The sequence below is a fragment of the Xylophilus sp. GW821-FHT01B05 genome, from assembly GCA_038961845.1.
Lineage (GTDB): Bacteria > Pseudomonadota > Gammaproteobacteria > Burkholderiales > Burkholderiaceae_C > Xylophilus.
Map to the genome: position 1 here is coordinate 3,318,200 of CP152408.1, position 16,460 is coordinate 3,334,659.

The 16,460-nt window shown below is 67.2% G+C and carries 15 protein-coding genes; 7 read left to right on the forward strand and 8 right to left on the reverse strand.

The features are described 5' to 3' along the window. The first annotated feature begins 37 nt into the window (after window positions 1-37). Window positions 38-442: a hypothetical protein gene (locus tag AAFF27_15380; protein ID XAH21403.1), complete on the forward strand. Its 405-nt coding sequence runs from the start codon at window positions 38-40 to the stop codon at window positions 440-442. On the opposite strand, the gene ybaL is transcribed toward AAFF27_15380, so the two are convergent. After that, on the reverse strand, window positions 439-2,142 hold the full coding sequence (gene ybaL, locus AAFF27_15385; GenBank protein ID XAH21404.1) for a YbaL family putative K(+) efflux transporter: 1,704 nt from the start codon (window positions 2,140-2,142) through the stop codon (window positions 439-441). The genes AAFF27_15380 and ybaL overlap by 4 nt on opposite strands. Window positions 2,143-2,512: 370 nt before the next feature. Next, the gene (gene phbB / locus AAFF27_15390) at window positions 2,513-3,250 is read right to left on the reverse strand and encodes an acetoacetyl-CoA reductase (GenBank protein ID XAH21405.1); all 738 of its coding nucleotides are present in this window, start codon (window positions 3,248-3,250) and stop codon (window positions 2,513-2,515) included. Between the two features lie 361 nt (window positions 3,251-3,611). On the opposite strand from phbB, the gene AAFF27_15395 reads away from it, so the two are divergent. Beyond that, on the forward strand, window positions 3,612-5,216 hold the full coding sequence (locus AAFF27_15395; protein XAH21406.1) for a methyl-accepting chemotaxis protein: 1,605 nt from the start codon (window positions 3,612-3,614) through the stop codon (window positions 5,214-5,216). Window positions 5,217-5,286: 70 nt separating this feature from the next. Beyond that, a complete protein-coding gene (locus AAFF27_15400; GenBank protein ID XAH21407.1) occupies window positions 5,287-6,084 on the forward strand; it encodes a glucose 1-dehydrogenase in 798 nt (265 codons plus the stop codon). 54 nt (window positions 6,085-6,138) lie between these two features. Here the strand turns inward: AAFF27_15400 and AAFF27_15405 are convergent, their stop codons facing one another. Both AAFF27_15405 and phaC read right to left on the reverse strand, forming a co-directional pair. Further along, window positions 6,139-7,317, reverse strand: coding sequence for an acetyl-CoA C-acetyltransferase (locus tag AAFF27_15405; protein XAH21408.1), 1,179 nt, complete (start codon window positions 7,315-7,317; stop codon window positions 6,139-6,141). 43 nt (window positions 7,318-7,360) lie between these two features. Further along, on the reverse strand, window positions 7,361-9,052 hold the full coding sequence (gene phaC, locus AAFF27_15410; protein XAH21409.1) for a class I poly(R)-hydroxyalkanoic acid synthase: 1,692 nt from the start codon (window positions 9,050-9,052) through the stop codon (window positions 7,361-7,363). Between the two features lie 59 nt (window positions 9,053-9,111). Here phaC and AAFF27_15415 point away from each other — a divergent pair, with 59 nt between their 5' ends. Beyond that, on the forward strand, window positions 9,112-9,417 hold the full coding sequence (locus tag AAFF27_15415) for a hypothetical protein (protein XAH21410.1): 306 nt from the start codon (window positions 9,112-9,114) through the stop codon (window positions 9,415-9,417). Here the strand turns inward: AAFF27_15415 and pgeF are convergent. Then, the gene (gene pgeF, locus AAFF27_15420) at window positions 9,337-10,122 is read right to left on the reverse strand and encodes a peptidoglycan editing factor PgeF (protein ID XAH21411.1); all 786 of its coding nucleotides are present in this window, start codon (window positions 10,120-10,122) and stop codon (window positions 9,337-9,339) included. The two genes, AAFF27_15415 and pgeF, sit on opposite strands and share 81 nt — an antisense overlap. Beyond that, on the reverse strand, window positions 10,122-10,772 hold the full coding sequence (maiA, locus tag AAFF27_15425) for a maleylacetoacetate isomerase (protein ID XAH21412.1): 651 nt from the start codon (window positions 10,770-10,772) through the stop codon (window positions 10,122-10,124). Before maiA ends, pgeF begins: the two co-directional genes overlap by 1 nt. Before the next feature lie 155 nt (window positions 10,773-10,927). Here maiA and AAFF27_15430 point away from each other — a divergent pair, with 155 nt between their 5' ends. Both AAFF27_15430 and AAFF27_15435 read left to right on the forward strand, forming a co-directional pair. Continuing rightward, window positions 10,928-11,623: a fumarylacetoacetate hydrolase family protein gene (locus AAFF27_15430; protein ID XAH21413.1), complete on the forward strand. Its 696-nt coding sequence runs from the start codon at window positions 10,928-10,930 to the stop codon at window positions 11,621-11,623. Between the two features lie 10 nt (window positions 11,624-11,633). Further along, window positions 11,634-12,182 carry an NUDIX hydrolase gene (locus tag AAFF27_15435; GenBank protein ID XAH21414.1) on the forward strand — a complete coding sequence of 183 codons (549 nt, stop codon included), beginning with the start codon at window positions 11,634-11,636 and terminating at the stop codon, window positions 12,180-12,182. 82 nt (window positions 12,183-12,264) lie between these two features. On the opposite strand, the gene AAFF27_15440 is transcribed toward AAFF27_15435, so the two are convergent. Both AAFF27_15440 and AAFF27_15445 read right to left on the reverse strand, forming a co-directional pair. Next, window positions 12,265-13,593: a DUF1501 domain-containing protein gene (locus AAFF27_15440; GenBank protein ID XAH21415.1), complete on the reverse strand. Its 1,329-nt coding sequence runs from the start codon at window positions 13,591-13,593 to the stop codon at window positions 12,265-12,267. Between the two features lie 32 nt (window positions 13,594-13,625). Continuing rightward, window positions 13,626-15,203 (reverse strand): DUF1800 domain-containing protein, encoded by a 1,578-nt coding sequence (locus tag AAFF27_15445; GenBank protein XAH21416.1) that lies wholly within the window; start codon window positions 15,201-15,203, stop codon window positions 13,626-13,628. 370 nt (window positions 15,204-15,573) lie between these two features. On the opposite strand from AAFF27_15445, the gene AAFF27_15450 reads away from it, so the two are divergent. Next, a complete protein-coding gene (locus AAFF27_15450; protein XAH21417.1) occupies window positions 15,574-16,446 on the forward strand; it encodes a transglutaminase family protein in 873 nt (290 codons plus the stop codon). The last annotated feature ends 14 nt before the right edge of the window (window positions 16,447-16,460 follow it).

Sequence of the window (16,460 nt, forward strand, 5' to 3'; positions counted from 1 at the left end):
TCATGCCGAGACAGGTTTCCTGCCAAAGGAGCCCAGCATGAAGGAATTTTCACTGCACTCCGGCATGCGGACGCTGGCCGGAGCGTTCTACCCTACCGGCCATGCCGTGGTCATGTTTCCGGAAGAGACCCATGCCCTGCAGACAGCCGGGGCGCTGGTGGCGGAAGGCTTCAGCGCGGACGAGGTGCAACTGCTCAAGCCCGAAGCCGTGCTCACCGAGATTCTGCAATTTGAAGCAGACAAGAAAGGCGCCCTGCCCTCCGTCGGCACCGAAGCAGCCACGGCCCGCAGCTTTGGCGAGCTGGCACGGCAGGGGCACTACGGGCTGCTGGTCGTGACCGACGACGCCGAGACGGCTGAACGCCTGATGGCCGTGGTGCGGCGCGTGCCGTTCTCGGCCGCGCAGCGCTACCGCCAATGGGTGATCGAAGATCTGAACTAGGCGTGCGCCTGGGCCGCTGACGCCCGCTGCAGCACGTGCCGCACCATCGCCTGCGCCAGTTCCTGCTCGCCCAGGAAGACGGTGCCCACGTGCTCTTGCTCCAGCAGGCGCGCTTCGTCCTCGTTGTGCATGCGCACCACCACCTCGATGTCCGGGTTCAGCGTACGCGCCGTGGTGATCATCTGGCGCACACCCAGCGCGTCGGGCACGGCAATGACCAGCATGCGCGCGCGGGCGATGTGGGCCTGGATCAGCACGGCCGGGTCCATCGCATTGCCGGACACCGCTGCAATGCCGGAGGCGCGCAGGCGCTCCACCAGTTCGCGGTTTTCCTCGGCCACGACAAAGGGCATTTCCTGCTCGGTCAGCGCAGCCGCGATGCGCCGGCCCACGCGCCCATAGCCCACCAGCACCACCTGGTGCGCCAGGTAGCGCGCGTGGGTGGTGGTGGGCAGCTCGGCCAGCGGGTCGTCGCGCTGCTCCAGCCGGCGGGCGAATGCGGATTTCTCCAGCAGCCAGCGGCGTATCGGCTCGATGCCCTTGAACACCAGTGGGTTGATGGCAATCGAGATCAAGGCCCCCGCCAGCACCAGGCTCTGCCCCTCTGGCGGCAGCAGGCCGAGCGACAGGCCCAGGCTGATCAGGATGAAAGAGAACTCGCCAATCTGCGCCAGGCTGGCCGAGATGGTCAGCGCCGTATGCAGCGGGTAGCGGAAGGCCAGCACCAGCGCCGCCGCGGCAATCGACTTGCCGACGATGATGATTCCGACCACGGCCAGCACCTGCAGCGGCCGATCGATCAGCACACGCGGATCGAACAGCATGCCCACCGACACAAAGAACAGCACCGCGAAAGCATCGCGCAGCGGCAATGATTCTTCGGCCGCGCGGTGGCTGAATTCGGATTCCCGCATCACCATGCCGGCGAAGAATGCGCCCAGCGCAAAAGACACACCAAACAGCGCCGCCGAGCCAAAGGCAATGCTGACCGCCGCCGCCACCACGCACAGCGTGAAGAGTTCACGCGAACCGGTGCGGGTGATCTGCCACAGCAGCCAGGGGAACACGCGCCGGCCCACGACCAGCATCAGCGCCACAAACAAGCCCACCTGCAGCAGCGTCAAGCCCAGGGTCTTCAGCAGCGACCCAGCCGCGCCAGGGTCCACCTTGCCACCCAGCCAGCCCGCCAGCGGCGGCAGCAGCACCAGCACCAGCACCATGGCCAAGTCTTCCACCACCAGCCAGCCCACCGCCACGCGCCCGGTGAAGGAATCAAGAATGCCCAACGTCTCCAGGGCACGCAGCAGCACCACGGTACTGGCCACCGACAGCGATAGCCCGAACACCAGCGCCGCGCCAAAGCTCCAGCCCCACATCGATGCCACGCCCATGCCCATCAGCGTGGCCACCACGATCTGCACGATGGCCCCGGGCAAGGCCAGGCGGCGCACCGACAGCAGGTCATCCAGCGAAAAGTGCAGGCCCACGCCAAACATCAGCAGCATCACGCCGATCTCTGACAGCTGCGACGCGATCTCACCGTCAGCCACGAAGCCCGGCGTAAACGGCCCGATGATCACGCCCGCCAGCAAATAGCCCACCAGCGCCGGCAAGCGCACCTTGGCCGCCAGAAAGCCGAACACAAGTGCCAGCCCCAGGCCGACGGCTATGGTGTTGATGAGCGAGACACTGTGGGGCATCGAGGGCTTTCTCCAGGCGGGGACGGGTGGTGAAAACGGCCGTGCGGTCGCGCACCAGGCACGCCGCAGGCAAAACTGCAACCGGTTATAACCGCAGCGCGCAAAAGACCCGTTCCGGCCAAGGGCATGGCGCCGGAAAACAAGACAGCACCCGGTCTTGGCGAGGCTCATCGGTGTTCTGGCCAAACGAGCAGCCGCCTTCAACACCGCCGCTTTTGGCAATCACTTTTTCAGTCAAAAGTGCCTCTAGCCCAGGCACATCCTGGGCTTATAGCTATCTATTTGATAGATATTCAGCCTTGCCAGCGGCGAGCCAAAAGCACAAAACCCGCCGAAGCGGGTTTTGTGCAGAGTCCGCCAGAGCGAAAACTCAGCCCATGTGCAAGCCACCGTTGACGGCGAACTCGGCCCCGGTGGAATAGCCGCCCTCGTCCGAGGACAGCCAGGCAATGATCGACGCGATCTCACCCGGCTCGCCCAGGCGCTTGACCGGAATGGTGCCGACGATCTTGTCGAGCACATCCTGGCGAATCGCCTTGACCATGTCGGTGCCGATATAGCCCGGGCTCACGGTATTGACCGTCACGCCCTTGGTAGCCAACTCTTGCGCCAGCGCCATCGAGAAGCCATGCATGCCGGCCTTGGCGGCCGAGTAGTTGGTCTGCCCGACCTGGCCCTTCATGCCGTTGACCGAGCTGATGTTGACGATGCGGCCCCAGCCGCGCTCCACCATATCGCCCACCACCTGCTTGGTGACGTTGAACATGCTGTTGAGGTTGGTCTCGATCACCGCATCCCAGTCTTCGCGGGTCATCTTCAGGAACATGCGGTCGCGGGTGATGCCGGCGTTGTTCACCAGCACATCGATGCTGCCGTGCTCGGCCTTGGCCTTGCCGAAAGCCTCGACCGTGGAGTCCCAGTTACCGACATTGCCAACCGAGGCGTAGAAGGTAAAGCCCTGGGCCTTCTGCTCGGTCAGCCACTTGTCGTAGTCCCGTGTCGGGCCACAGCCGGCAATCACGGTAAAGCCATCACGGTGCAGGCGTTGGCAGATCGCAGTACCGATGCCCCCCATTCCTCCCGTCACATATGCCACTCGCTTGCTCATAACTGTCGATGCCTTCCTGAATTAATCAATATGGAGCCTACCCACAAGCACTGTACCGAAGAATCGCAGCGCCCCCTGCTCAGGGGAAACACCGACGATTCACACGCGGTCAGGTCATGTTTCATTTCTATACTGAATCGGCACGGGTCCGACAGGCCCGGCCCCATTCGAAGCTGTCATCAAGGGTTGGCAAAAGCCATGTACTGCGTCCGTTCGCCCCTGCGCCACCGCACCCCATGACACACCACCACGCCCACTGCACGCCATTCCCGCACCGCCCGTCGTGCGCCGGCCCGGACTCGCTGCCGCTTGGCGGAAGCAACTTTTCACTGGAAGGCTAGATACCGTGTCGCTCGCAAACATGTCCATCCGCACACGCCTGGCGCTGAGCTTTGGCGCCGTGCTCCTGTTGCTGCTCGCCTTGCTGGCCGTGGCCACCCTGCGGCTTGGCAGCCTTGGCGCCATGGGGCGCGAGATCGGCCACGACGACTGGGCCAAGGCCGAGGCGGCCGCAGTGATCGGCAGCTCGGTGCAATCCAGCGCGCGCCGGACGGTCGAGCTGCTGCTCGCGCCGGACCCCGCCCATGCCACCGAAACCGCCCGCCGCGCCGCTGCGGACGGGCAGGCCCTGGACGCCGCCGTGCAATCACTGGAGCGCCTGGCCAGCGCCCCGGGCGAGCAAGCCCTGGTCACAGCCATCCGCAGCGCTCGCAGCACCTACGTGGCAGCGCTCGGCAAGGCCACCCAGCTGCTGCAACAAAACGAGCGCGAGCAGGCCGCAGCCGTCTGGACGGGTGAAACCCTGCCCGCACTGGAAACCCTGGAGGCCAGGGTTTCCGCCTTGGTGACGCAAGAGAAGCGCCGCGTGGAAGCCCTGGGCGTGCAGGCCGAAAGCGAGGTGTCCTCGGCGCGCTGGCTGATGCTGAGCCTGGGCCTGGTCGCCTTGCTGGTCGGTGGGTTCTCGGCCCTGGGCCTGATGCGCAGCATTGCCCAACCGTTGGACGAAGCCCTGCTGATCGCAGAAACCGTGGCCTCTGGCGACCTGAGCCAGGAGTTCAGCACCGAGCGCGGCGGTGACTTCGGCCGCCTGCTCGGCGCGCTGGGCACGATGGAAGACACCCTGACCGATCTAGTGACCCGCATCAAGGACTCGACCGACCAGATCGCCGTGGCCTCGGGCCAGATCGATGCCGGCAACCGCGATCTGTCGCGCCGCACCGAGGACCAGGCCTCATCCCTGGAGCAGACCGCCGCCAGCATGGAGCAACTGACCGCCACCGTGCGCCAGAACGCCGAGCGTGCGCGCTCTGCCAGCAACCTGGCCACTGGTGCATCGGGCATTGCTGAACGCGGCGGCGCGGTGGTCGGCGAGGTGGTGCACACCATGGGCGCGATCAGCACCAGCTCGCGCAAGATCGTGGACATCATCCAGGTGATCGAGGGCATTGCCTTCCAGACCAACATCCTGGCGCTCAACGCCGCAGTGGAAGCGGCGCGCGCCGGCGAGCAGGGCCGCGGCTTTGCCGTGGTGGCCAGCGAAGTGCGCAGCCTGGCCCAGCGCAGCGCCGTGGCGGCCAAAGAGATCAAGGGGTTGATCGATGACTCCGTGCACCAGGTCGAAAGCGGCGCGCGGCTGGTTGGCCAGGCCGGCAACACCATGACCGAAATCGTCGGGGCCGTACGGCAGGTCGGCACCATCCTGGCCGAGATATCGGCCGCACTGAACGAGCAAAGCACCGGCATCGAGCACGTGAACCAGGCCGTGACCCACATGGACTCAGTCACCCAGCAGAACGCCGCCCTGGTCGAAGAGGCCGCAGCGGCCGCCACGGCGCTGTCCCAACAGGCCGGCCGCTTGCAGCAGGTGGTGGGTGAATTCAAGCTGGAGGCAGACGACGAACCCGCCCGCCCGTCCCTGGCCGCGGCAACCCTCCCCATGCGGGCGCTGACCACCAGCCTGGCCTGACCCTTCAAGGATTGCGCCCAAAGTCGCTTTCGCCATATAGTTGCACCATACAACAGTATGGGCGACTGACATGGCTGCATCAAACCAAACGCAAGAAGTCTTGACCACGGGCCGTGGCCGCATGGCCGGCCGTGTGGGCCTGGTGACAGGCGGCGGCAGCGGCATTGGCCGCGCCACCGCACTGCTGATGGCGCGCGAAGGCGCCGCAGCCGTGGTGGTGGCCGGACGGCGCCAGCAGGAAGGTGAAGCGGTGGCGGCCGAATGCCGTGCAGCGGGCGTGCAAGCCTTGTTCGTGCAGACGGACGTCACGCAAGAAGACCAGGTGGCGCAATTGGTGCAGACGACCGTGGCGCGCTTTGGGCGGCTGGACGTGGCTTTCAACAACGCCGGCTACCAGGAGCGGCGTGCCCCGCTCGATCAGCAGGACAGCAGCGTGTACGACACGGTGTTCAACGCCAATATGCGCTCGATCTTCCTGTGCCTGAAATACCAGGTGCCGGTGATGGCCGCGCAGGGCGATGGCCGCATCGTCATCAATGCATCCGTCAGCGGCCTGCGCAACCCCAATCCGGGCCTGTCGCTGTACTCGGCCTCCAAGGCCGCCGTCATTTCTTTGGTGCGCTCGGCCGCGATGGAATGCGCGCCGCGTGGCGTGCGCATCAACGCAGTGGCACCGGGGCGCGTGGTGACCGACATGATGCTGGCCTCCGGCATCGCGGACATGTCGGCCGTGGCCGCCGGCCTGCCGCTGCGGCGCATGGGGCAGCCAGAGGAAGTTGCCGAAGCCGTGCTCTGGCTCAGCTCGGACGAGGCCTCTTATGTCGTCGGCCATGTGCTGGCGACGGACGGTGGCTTTACCGCGTCCTGAGAAAGAAAAAACGCCGCGGATCACGCGGCGTTTTTAAAGGGCGCAGAGCGCGGCTTAACGCTCGACGGTAAGCGCCACGCCCATGCCGCCGCCAATACACAGCGAGGCAATGCCCTTCTTGGCATCGCGGCGCTGCATCTCGTGCAGCAAGGTCACCAGGATGCGGCAGCCGGATGCGCCGATCGGGTGGCCGATGGCGATGGCGCCGCCGTTGACGTTGACCTTGCTGGTGTCCCAGCCCATTTCGTTGTGCACCGCGCAGGCCTGGGCGGCGAAGGCTTCGTTGATCTCCAGCAGGTCCAGATCGCCTGGCTTCCAGCCGGCGCGCTCCAGCGCCTTTTTAGAGGCGGGCACCGGGCCCATGCCCATGATGGCCGGGTCCAGGCCGGTGGTGGCGTAGCTGGCGATGCGTGCGAGCGGCTTCAGGCCCAGGGCCGCAGCCTTCTTGGCCGTCATGACCATCACGGCGGCGGCGCCGTCGTTAATGCCCGAGGCATTGCCTGCCGTCACGCCGCCGGCCTTGTCGAAAGCCGGGCGCAGGCCGGCCAGTGCTTCGGCATTGGTCTTGCGGTTGATGAACTCGTCGGCAGAGAACACCAGCGGATCGCCCTTCTTCTGCGGAATGCTCACCGGCACGATCTCCGCCTTGAAATAGCCCGCGTCCTGCGCCGCAGCAGCCTTTTGCTGGCTGGCCAGTGCCAGTGCATCTTGCTGCTCGCGCGTGATGCCGTACTTCTTGGCGACGTTCTCGGCGGTGATGCCCATGTGGTACTGGTTGTAGACGTCCCACAAGCCGTCGACGATCATGGTGTCGACCAGCTTCCAGTCGCCCATGCGCTGGCCGTCGCGCGAGTTGGGCAGCACGTGCGGCGCCATGCTCATGTTCTCTTGGCCGCCGGCGATGACGACCTCGCTGTCACCCGTGGCCACCGCTTGCGCAGCAAGCATCACGGCCTTCAGGCCCGAGCCGCAGACGGCGTTGATGGTCAGCCCCGGTATCGCCTGCGGCAGGCCGCCCTTCAGCACCGCCTGGCGCGCCGGGTTCTGGCCGGCACCGGCCGCCAGCACCTGGCCCATGATGACCTCGCCCACCTGCTCGGCCGCCAGGCCGCTGCGCGCCAGCACTTCCTTGATGACCAAAGCCCCGAGTTCGGTGGCGGGGATCTTGGCGAGCGAGCCGCCGAACTTGCCGACCGCAGTGCGCGTGGCGGCAACGATAACGATGTCTTCCATGGATGCTCCTTGCTGACTCTCTGAGGGAAATGACGGGAAAAATTCAGGCCTTCTGCCGCACGTAGCGGCCGGGCGCGGCCTCGATCACCGGGTAGTCCTTGCTGCCATAGCCCTTGGGCGCGGCGACCATGCGGCCGGCCTGACCGCTCAGCCAGTCGGACCAGTCGCCCCACCAACTGCCCGGGCGCTCTTCGGCCTTGGCCTGCCATTCGGCCAGCGACGGCGGCAGCGCGCCATCCTCGCGCACCCAGTGGCTGCGCTTGTTCTTGGCTGGCGGGTTGATGACGCCGGCGATGTGGCCCGAGGCGCCCATGACGAAGCGGCACGGCCCCGGCAGCACCTGGGTCGAGGCATAGGCGCCGCCGCCCTGGCTGCCGACCGGCACGATGTGGTCCTCGCGCGAGCCGTACACATAGACCGGCAGATCCAGCGTGCGCAAATCCACCGGCACGCCGCAGACCGTGGCTGCACCGGGCTTGACCAGGCGGTTTTCCAGGTAGGTATTGCGCAGATACCAGGCGTAGAACGGGCCCGGCAAATTGGTGGCGTCGCTGTTCCAGTACAGCAGGTCGAAGGGCGCGGGGGTTTCGCCCTTCAGGTAGTTGCCAACCACGTAGTTCCAGACCAGCTCGTTGGGCCGCAAGAAGCTGAAGGTGGACGCCAGCTCTTGCCCGGCCAGCAAGCCGCGCTGGCCCATTTGCAGCTCGCGCAGGCGCACAAAGGACTCGTCGATGAACAGGTCCAGCACGCCGGTGTTGCTGAAGTCGAGGAAGGTGGTGAGGAAGGTGGCCGAGGCCACAGGTTTCTCGCCACGCCCGGCCAGCACCGCCAGCGCGGTGCCCAGCATGGTGCCGCCGACGCAGAAGCCCAGGGTGTTGATCTTGGGCACCTTGGTGATGTCGCGCACCGTCTCGATGGCGCGGATGACGGCGTCTTCGATGTAGTCGTCCCAGGTGGCCTCGGCCAACGATTCGTCGGGGTTGCGCCAGCTGACGACAAAAGTGCGGTGGCCCTGCTCCACCGCGTAGCGGATCAGCGAGTTGCCCGGTTGCAGGTCCAGGATGTAGTACTTGTTGATGCAGGGCGGCACCAGCAGCAGCGGCCGCGCATGCACCTTGGCTGTGAGCGGCTTGTATTCGATCAGCTGGAACAGCGCGTTCTCGAACACCACCGCGCCCTCGGTGGTGGCGACATTGCGGCCAACCTCGAACACGCGCTCGTCGGTCTGGCTGACATGGCCCTGGTGCAGGTCTTGCGCCAGGTTGTGCAGGCCTTGCGCCAGGCTTTGGCCCTGGGTCTCCAGGGCTTTTTGCTGCGCCTCGGCATTGAAGGCGATGAAGTTGCTGGGCGCGGCCGCAGCGGCCCATTGCTCCACCGCGAAGCGGATGCGCGCACGGGTTTTGTCGTCGGCCTGCACGGCGTCGGCCAGGCCGGCCAGCACCTTGCTGTTCAACAGGTGCGCATTGGCGGCAAAGCTGCCGACCGGGCTGCGGGCCCAGGCCTCGCCGGCAAAGCGGCGGTCGGTCAGCGCCTCTGGCCCGGCAGCACCAGACCAGAGGGCCGCCATGCCCTGCAGGTAATCCTGCTGCAGCGCCTGCACCTTGGCGGTGTCAAGCTGAGGGACGGGACCCGGCGCGGTGGCCGGGAGGGCGGATTGCCAGAGCTGCTGCCATTGCTTGGCAAAGTCTTGCGCGAAGCTGCCTCCGGGGACGGATGCGGCTGGTCCAGAATCCATGCTGTCTCCTCAATTCCTTGGCCGAACATGGCGGGCTCTCAAACCCGCCAAGGCATTGTATGTACCTCGTCGTAATCGCCTGGCTCTACGTGGTCACCATGATGGCCGTGGCTGAAGCCACCAACACCACCGGCACAGTGCTGGGCGCCTTCATCACCTTCGTGCTGTATGGGCTGCTGCCGATGGCCATCGTGGTCTACCTGATGGGCACGCCAGCACGGCGCCGCGCCATCAAGAAGCGCGAGGCCAAAGAAGCCGAAGAAGCCGCCGCACAGCGCGCAGCCTCAGACGCGCCAGATGCTGGCGGCCATGCGCCCGCTGCTGCCGAGCACGCCCGCGTCGCGCCGGTGCGAGAAGAACCGTGACGGGTTGGCCACGGTGCACCAGGCGGCGCTGCCGTCGTTGCCATGCACCGATGACACACCGGCCGCCAATAGCCGGCGCCGCGCCAAACCGGGTAGATCGGCCCACCATTTGCCGGGCGCGGCCGCCGGCCTGAAGCACGCAGAGGCACCCGCGTCCTGCGCCAGGAACGCCACGCGCACCTCGTCGCCCACCTCGAATGCGTCCGGGCCTATGCAAGGGCCCAGCCATGCTACCAATTCAATAGCTGTTAGCCCAGTCAGGATAAGGGATTGAACCCTAAATCGTTCACAAAGTGCTTCCAGCACACCGCCCGCCAGTCCGCGCCAGCCCGCATGCGCGGCGCCCACGGCGCGGCCGGTGCAGTCGGTCAGCAGCACCGGCAGGCAGTCGGCCACCATGATGGTGCAGGCGCGGCCGGGCACGGTGGCCACGCAGGCGTCTGCCGGCGTGCCTTGCGGCAGCGCCGGGTCGTCCAGGCTCACCACGCCAGTGCCATGCACCTGCTGCAAAAAGACGGGTTGCGCCGCCGTGGCATCGGCCAGCCGCGCCCGGTTGGCCTGTACGGCGGCGGGCGCATCGCCGACGTGATCGCCCAGGTTCAGCGACGCCCATGGGCCACCAGAGACACCGCCCGCGCGCGTGGTGCACAGCGCCCGCACGCCTGCTGGCGCGGGCCAGTCGGGGACGATCCAGTCGGGGTGCATCAGGCCTCGGCGTCCGGGCAGGCCGACGGCTGGGCGCGCTGGAAGGCGTCGAGCGCCATGCAGCGCTCGTTGATCGCCAAGGTCAGCGGCAGGCCCGACAGGTCGCAGCCAAAGCGCTGGGCATTGAAGATCTGCGGCACCAGGCAGCAGTCGGCCAGCGTGGGTGTGTCGCCCCAGCAGAAGGCGCCCAGCCCTGCGGCGGGGCGTGCGGCCAGTTGGCGCTCAAAGGCCTGCAGGCCTTCGCGCACCCAGTGGCGGTACCAGCGGTTCTTGGCGTCTTCGTCCACCTTTAGCTCGCGCGCCAGGTAGCGCAGCACGCGCAGGTTGTTGATGGGGTGGATCTCACAGGCAATCGACTGCGCCAGCGCGCGCACCTGGGCGCGGCCGGCGGCGTCGGCCGGCAGCAGCGCGGGGCTGGGGTGGGTCTCGTCCAGGTATTCGATGATGGCCATGGACTGCGACAGCCGCAGGCCGTCGTCGGTCTCCAGCAGGGGCACCAGGCCGTCGCACGACCTGGCCGCGTACTCGGGCGCCAGGTGCTCGCTGCGGGCGATATGCACCGGCAGGTACTCGTAGTCCAGCCCCTTCAGCGCCAGCGCAATGCGCACACGGTACGACGCGGAGGAGCGAAAGTAGTTGTAGAGTTTCATGCGGCCAAGCATAGCGCCGGCCACTCGCCCCGCCTGCCCCGACACCACCGCGGCGCGCGCGGCAGACGCGGGCCCGCGGGCAATGGCACACTGCCGCACCGGGCGGGCGCACGCCGGCCCGGCCCATTTCTGTATTCGACTTTGCAGGACCCTTCATGAGCTACGTCTTCACCCCGCCCGCCCCCGTTGCTGTTCCGGTGGCCGGCCGTCCCGAGAAGTTCCCGGTGCACCGCATCTACTGCGTTGGCCGCAACTATGAGGACCACGCCAAGGAAATGGGCTTCACCGGCCGCGAGCCGCCCTTCTTCTTCCTGAAGCCCGCCGATGCAACCCTGGTGGTGGCCGAGGGCGAGACCGGCACTCTGCCCTACCCCAGCCTGACCCAAAATTTTCACCACGAGATCGAGCTGGTGGTGGCCATTGGCAAGGGCGGCAAGAACATCGCTGCAGCCGATGCCTTCGAGCACGTGTTTGGCTACGCCGTGGGCCTGGACATGACGCGCCGCGACCTGCAGAACGAGATGAAGAAGCAGGGCCGCCCCTGGAGCATCGGCAAGGGCTTTGACCACAGCGCACCCATTGGCCCGATCGTGCCCAAGGAGCAGGCCGGCGACGTCGAGAAGGCCGAGATCTGGCTGCAGGTCAACGGCACCGACCGCCAGCGCAGCACGGTGGCCAAGCTGATCTGGAACATTGCCGAAACCATCGAGCACCTGTCGGCCGCCTGGGAGCTGCAGCCCGGCGACCTGATCTACTCCGGCACGCCAGAAGGCGTGGGCGCCGTGGTGGCGGGCGACGTGATCGAAGGCGGCGTGGCCGGCATCGGCACGCTGCGCCTGAAGGTCGCCTGACCCGCGCACGATGACCCGGCGCCCCCCGATCCTGCACTGCCGCAACTGCGGCAGCGCCGTTGTCTACCGCCTGCCCGACGACGGCGACACCAAGCTGCGCGCCGTTTGCCCGGCCTGCCACACGGTGCACTACGAGAACCCGCTGAACGTGGTGGGCACGGTGCCGCATCTGGGCGAGCAGGTGTTGCTGTGCAAGCGCAACATCGAGCCGCGCTGGGGCAAGTGGACGCTGCCGGCCGGCTTCATGGAACTGGGCGAAACCACCGCCGAGGGCGCCGAGCGCGAGACCGACGAAGAGGCCGGCGCGCAGATAGAGATGGAAGACCTGTTCAGCGTGATCAACGTCAAGCACGTGGGGCAGGTGCATTTCTTCTACCGCGCGCGCCTGCTGTCGGATGTCTTTGCGCCGGGCCACGAAACCATCGAGGCCCGGCTCTTCACCGAGGCAGAAATCCCCTGGGACGAGATCGCCTTCCACACGGTGCGCGACACGCTCCAGCGCTTCTTTGACGACCGCCGGCGCGGGCAGTTTGGGCTGCACCACTTCGACATCGGCTAGCGGCACCCGCAGGTAAATTTTGAAGAAAAGTGGCTGAAACGCAGGCTGGGCGCCGGCATATAGCTATATATTTAATAGCACCCTAGACCAAGCCGATATCCACCGGCTTCACGCCGGGGAACACCTGGGCCAGGCGTGCATCGTCCAGCCCATAGATGCGACGGAACACGCCACCCAGCACCGCGCGGTATTCGTTCAATACCGGGAAGTCGCGGTTCTGGTTGAGCGTGCCGGCGTTGACCGCCACCTGCTCGCCCGCCAGCCGGCCGCCGCGCACCGCGCCGCCGGCCGCCCAGTAGGCGGTGCCGTGGCCGTGGTCGGTGCCGCGCGTGCCGTTCTCGCGGAAGGTACGGCCGAATTCCGACACCACCACCACCACCGTCTTGTTCCAGGCCGGGCCGCTTTCCTCGGCAAAGCCGGCAATGCCCGCGCCCAGGTTTTGCAGCAGATTGGCCAGTTGGCCTTGCGCGCCGCCCTGGTTCACGTGCGTGTCCCAGCCGCCGACATCGATGAAGCCCAGGTTGAAGCGGTCGCGCATCAGCCCGGCCATGCGGCGCGCCTCGACCTCGAAGCCCTTGGCGCTTAGTGAGCGGCGGTTGGCGGCTTCCATCTCCTGCATGCGCGCGGCCATGCCGGGGTCGGCCATGTCGCCGCCGGCCATGCCTGCGCGCAGCGCCGCATCGCGCTTTTGCATGGCATCGGCCTCTTGCGCCACGGTCTGGCGCAGCTCGAAGCCTTCTGCAATCACCGACTCAAAGCGCGTGCCCTTGTACATCTCGGCCAAGAGCTGGCTCTGCCGCGCATCAAAGGGCGTGCGGCCCGTGCCTTTGAGCGACACGTTGGGCACATTGGCCGGCCCGGTCAGCACCGCCGGCAGGCCATCGGTAAAGGCCACCGGCGCCGCGCGCCCGCCCATGGCGCCCGCCAGTCGGTTCAGGAAGCCGGTGCCACGCAGGCCCGGGGTGGTCGCATGGTCGCCCGGCAAGGGCAGGCCGGCCTCGACGCTGTCCTGGGTCTCGAAGTGGCTGCGCGAGAGGTCTTCAGTGCCGGCAAAAGGGATGAAGGCAATCTGCCGCTGCTGCCACAGCGGCAGCAGCGCCGGGGCCAGGGCCGGGTGCAGGCCCCAGCCGCTGGCGCCTTCGCCCTCCAGCGCCACGGCCGCCTGCGGATCTGGCATGCCGCCGGCCGCCGCCGGGCGGCGGATGGCGATGGTGGGGCGCGAGGCGTAATAGAAATCGCTGCTGGTCGGCACCAGCACATTGGCCGCGTCATAGCCGCCGCGCAAAAAGACCAGCAGAAAGCGCGTGTCGGCCTCGGTGGCGGGCAGCGCGTAGGCCTGCGAGCTGATCAGGGGGCTGGCCAGCGCCAGACCCGCAAGGCCCAGCAGTTGGAGGTGGTGGCGTCGTTGCATCAGGGGCTCCTTGCGGCGTGCGTGGGAAGTGCTTAACGCTGCATCCACTCGGGGGATGACAGCAGCACCGTGTTCCATTCGGGTTGCGAGGCCGCCTGCGACAGCGCCTGGCGTGTGGCGGCCCCCAGGGTGGGTTCGATCTGGTCGTAGAAGCTGCGGGTGGTCAGCAGCGGGAAGCCGGCGCGCAGCGGCTTGCCGGCGTCATCGGCATACAGCGCAGCCTGGCCGCTGCCCATGGCGCGGGCGATCTCGAAGCGCTTGACCATCTGCCCCGAGCTGGCCCAGGCCGCCTCGCCCATCGGATAGCCATCGGGCGTGATGCGGCCATACAGCGGCTCGGCCAGTTGGGCAAGCCAGTTGGTCACCGGCCGCAGGTTGGCGGCCGGCCGCTCGGCATAGGCCATGCGCATGGAAGAGGTCACGTACTGCATCGGGTCCTTGAACTTGCGCGTGCCCGATGCCAGCGCCGCCTGCATCTCCGGCGCCAGGAACATGGTGCGCAGCACGGCCGCGATGTCGCCCTGGCTGCGCTGGAAGGTGGCGGCCATGCGGTCGACCAGCGCCGGTGGCGGTGTGTCGGCCACGAAGTACACCGCCAGCTTGTGCGAGATGAAGCGCGCCGTGGCCGGCTGGCGCACCAGCAGGGCCACGGCCTGCTCGACCTCGGCAAAGCCCGCGCCGTCGATGCGCTGGCCGAGCAGGGTCTTGTTGCCGAAGTCGTGGCGGCCGGGGTTGAACTCGAACAGGCCGTCGTGCAGGTACAGCGCCTGGCGTTGTGGCGACAGCCGCGGCGGCTGGCCGTTGGCGTCAATGCCCACGCCGGTCAGGATGCGCGCCAGCTCCTGCACGTCCTGCTGGGTATAGCGCGAGCCGCTGGGCCCGCCCGATACGCCCAGGGTGTGCAGCTCCATCAGCTCACGCGCGTAGTTCTCGTTGATGCGGCCGGCGGCGCTCTGCGCGTTGTCCAGAAACTCCAGCATGGCGGGCGCGGTCAGTGTCGCCATCACCAGATCGCCGAAGCGGCCAAAGACACGCGGGCGCACCGCCTTGTCCTCGTAGTCGCCCAGGGTCCAGCACACCGAGCCTTTGCCCGAATAGACGCTGAAGTGGTTCATCCAGAACCAGGTCATCTGCTCGCGCAGTTGCGCCGGGGAATAGAGCGCACGCAGCATGTGGCGGGTGGCCGTTTCCTGGGCCGCATCGTTGCCGGCGCGGTTGAGTGCGTTGCGCGCCTGCTGCTTGGCGTCTTCGTCCGGCAAGGTATTGATGCGCTGCTGCTCGGCACGAAGCGCGCGGTAGCGCTGCTCGGCCGTCTGCTGTGCCACCGGCAGCACCGCGATGGCAGCAGCCAGCCCCGGCGGATCGGCCGGCGGCATGGCCAGTTGCTCGTCCAGGAAGCGTGCGCGCCCCAGGGACTGCAAGCGCTGCATCGACGCATCGTCGCCAAAGAACAGCACGCGGTTGAGCCAGCGCCCATCGGTCTTGCGCAGTTCAGCTTCTGGCACCGCGCCCGCAGTGCCGTCCGGGGACCCTTGCCCAAACGGAGCGCAGGCTGCGGCCAGCAAGGGAGCGGCAAGAAGTCCAAGGCGACAACGGGGGGACAGGGACATGGCATCAATCCTTCAAAGCCCGCGCAGATTCGGGCCGGCAGTTCGATTGGACTGCAGACTCGGACAGGGGTTGGGGGCTGCATGCATCGTGAGGGAAAAGTTGCGCAAGCAAACAGGGCTTTGTGTTACGCCGCGCAACAGGGCCGGCACGCGTACACTGGCCTGATCGCGCCCGCGACCCGCCCTGCGTCGGTCACACCAACACACTCTCCTCCCCCGCCCACCAAATGCTGCCGCAACGGCAGCCTGCGGTCAGGGCAGCTTTGGCGCCTGGGGCAGCGCCCGTCTCGCCTTCTACACCTGCTGCGGCAATCCCGCGACGGCCCCCTGACTTGCGCTCCAACCACTTCCCCCTCGCCCTGGGCGCGCCATGGTGCGCCTGACGTTCACCATAGAGCTGCAGTACCAGGTGCTGGCACCGGGTACTGACTTCATCTTCTGCATCCAGGCCGCGCGCACGCACCACCAGTACGTGCGCACAGAGCAACTGGACATCAGCCCGGCGCTGGTGCCGCAAACCTATGTGGACCCGGTCACGCACAGCCGCTACCTGCGCCTGCGCTGCGATGCGGGCCCGCTGCGGGTCGCCTACGGCGCCACGGTGGACATTGCCCACCGCGTCATGCCGCCCGAGCAGATCGGCGAGGTCTGGATCGTCAACCTGCCCAGCCATGTGCTGCCCTACCTGTACCCCAGCCGCTACTGCGAGTCGGACCGGCTGCAGGCCTTTGCCATGCAGCAGTTCGGCACGCTGTGGCAGGGCTACAGCCGGGCGCTGGCGATCCGCGACTGGGTGCAGCAGCATGTGCGCTTCGAGTCCAACAGCTCGGACAGCAACACCTCGGCGGTAGACACCCTGGCCAGCCGGCGCGGTGTGTGCCGGGACTTTGCCCACTTGATGATTGCGCTGTGCCGCGCGGTGAACATTCCGGCGCGCTTCACCACCGGCATGGACTACGGCGCCGACCCGGTGCTGGGGCCGCTGGATTTTCACGCCTACGTCGAGGCCTACCTGGGCGGCCACTGGTATCTATTCGACCCGTCCGGCACCGCCATCCCGATGGGCTTTGTGCGCATCGCCACGGGCCGCGACGCAGCCGATGCGGCCTTCGCCACGATCTTTGGCGGCGTGCACTCAGAATCGCCACGCATCCATATCGAGGCCACAGCAGACGAGCACGGCCGCCTGGTCTTGCCGCAGCACAGCGCCGAGGCGCTGTCCACGGATACCGACGTGGGGTGAGTTAGCGCACCGGC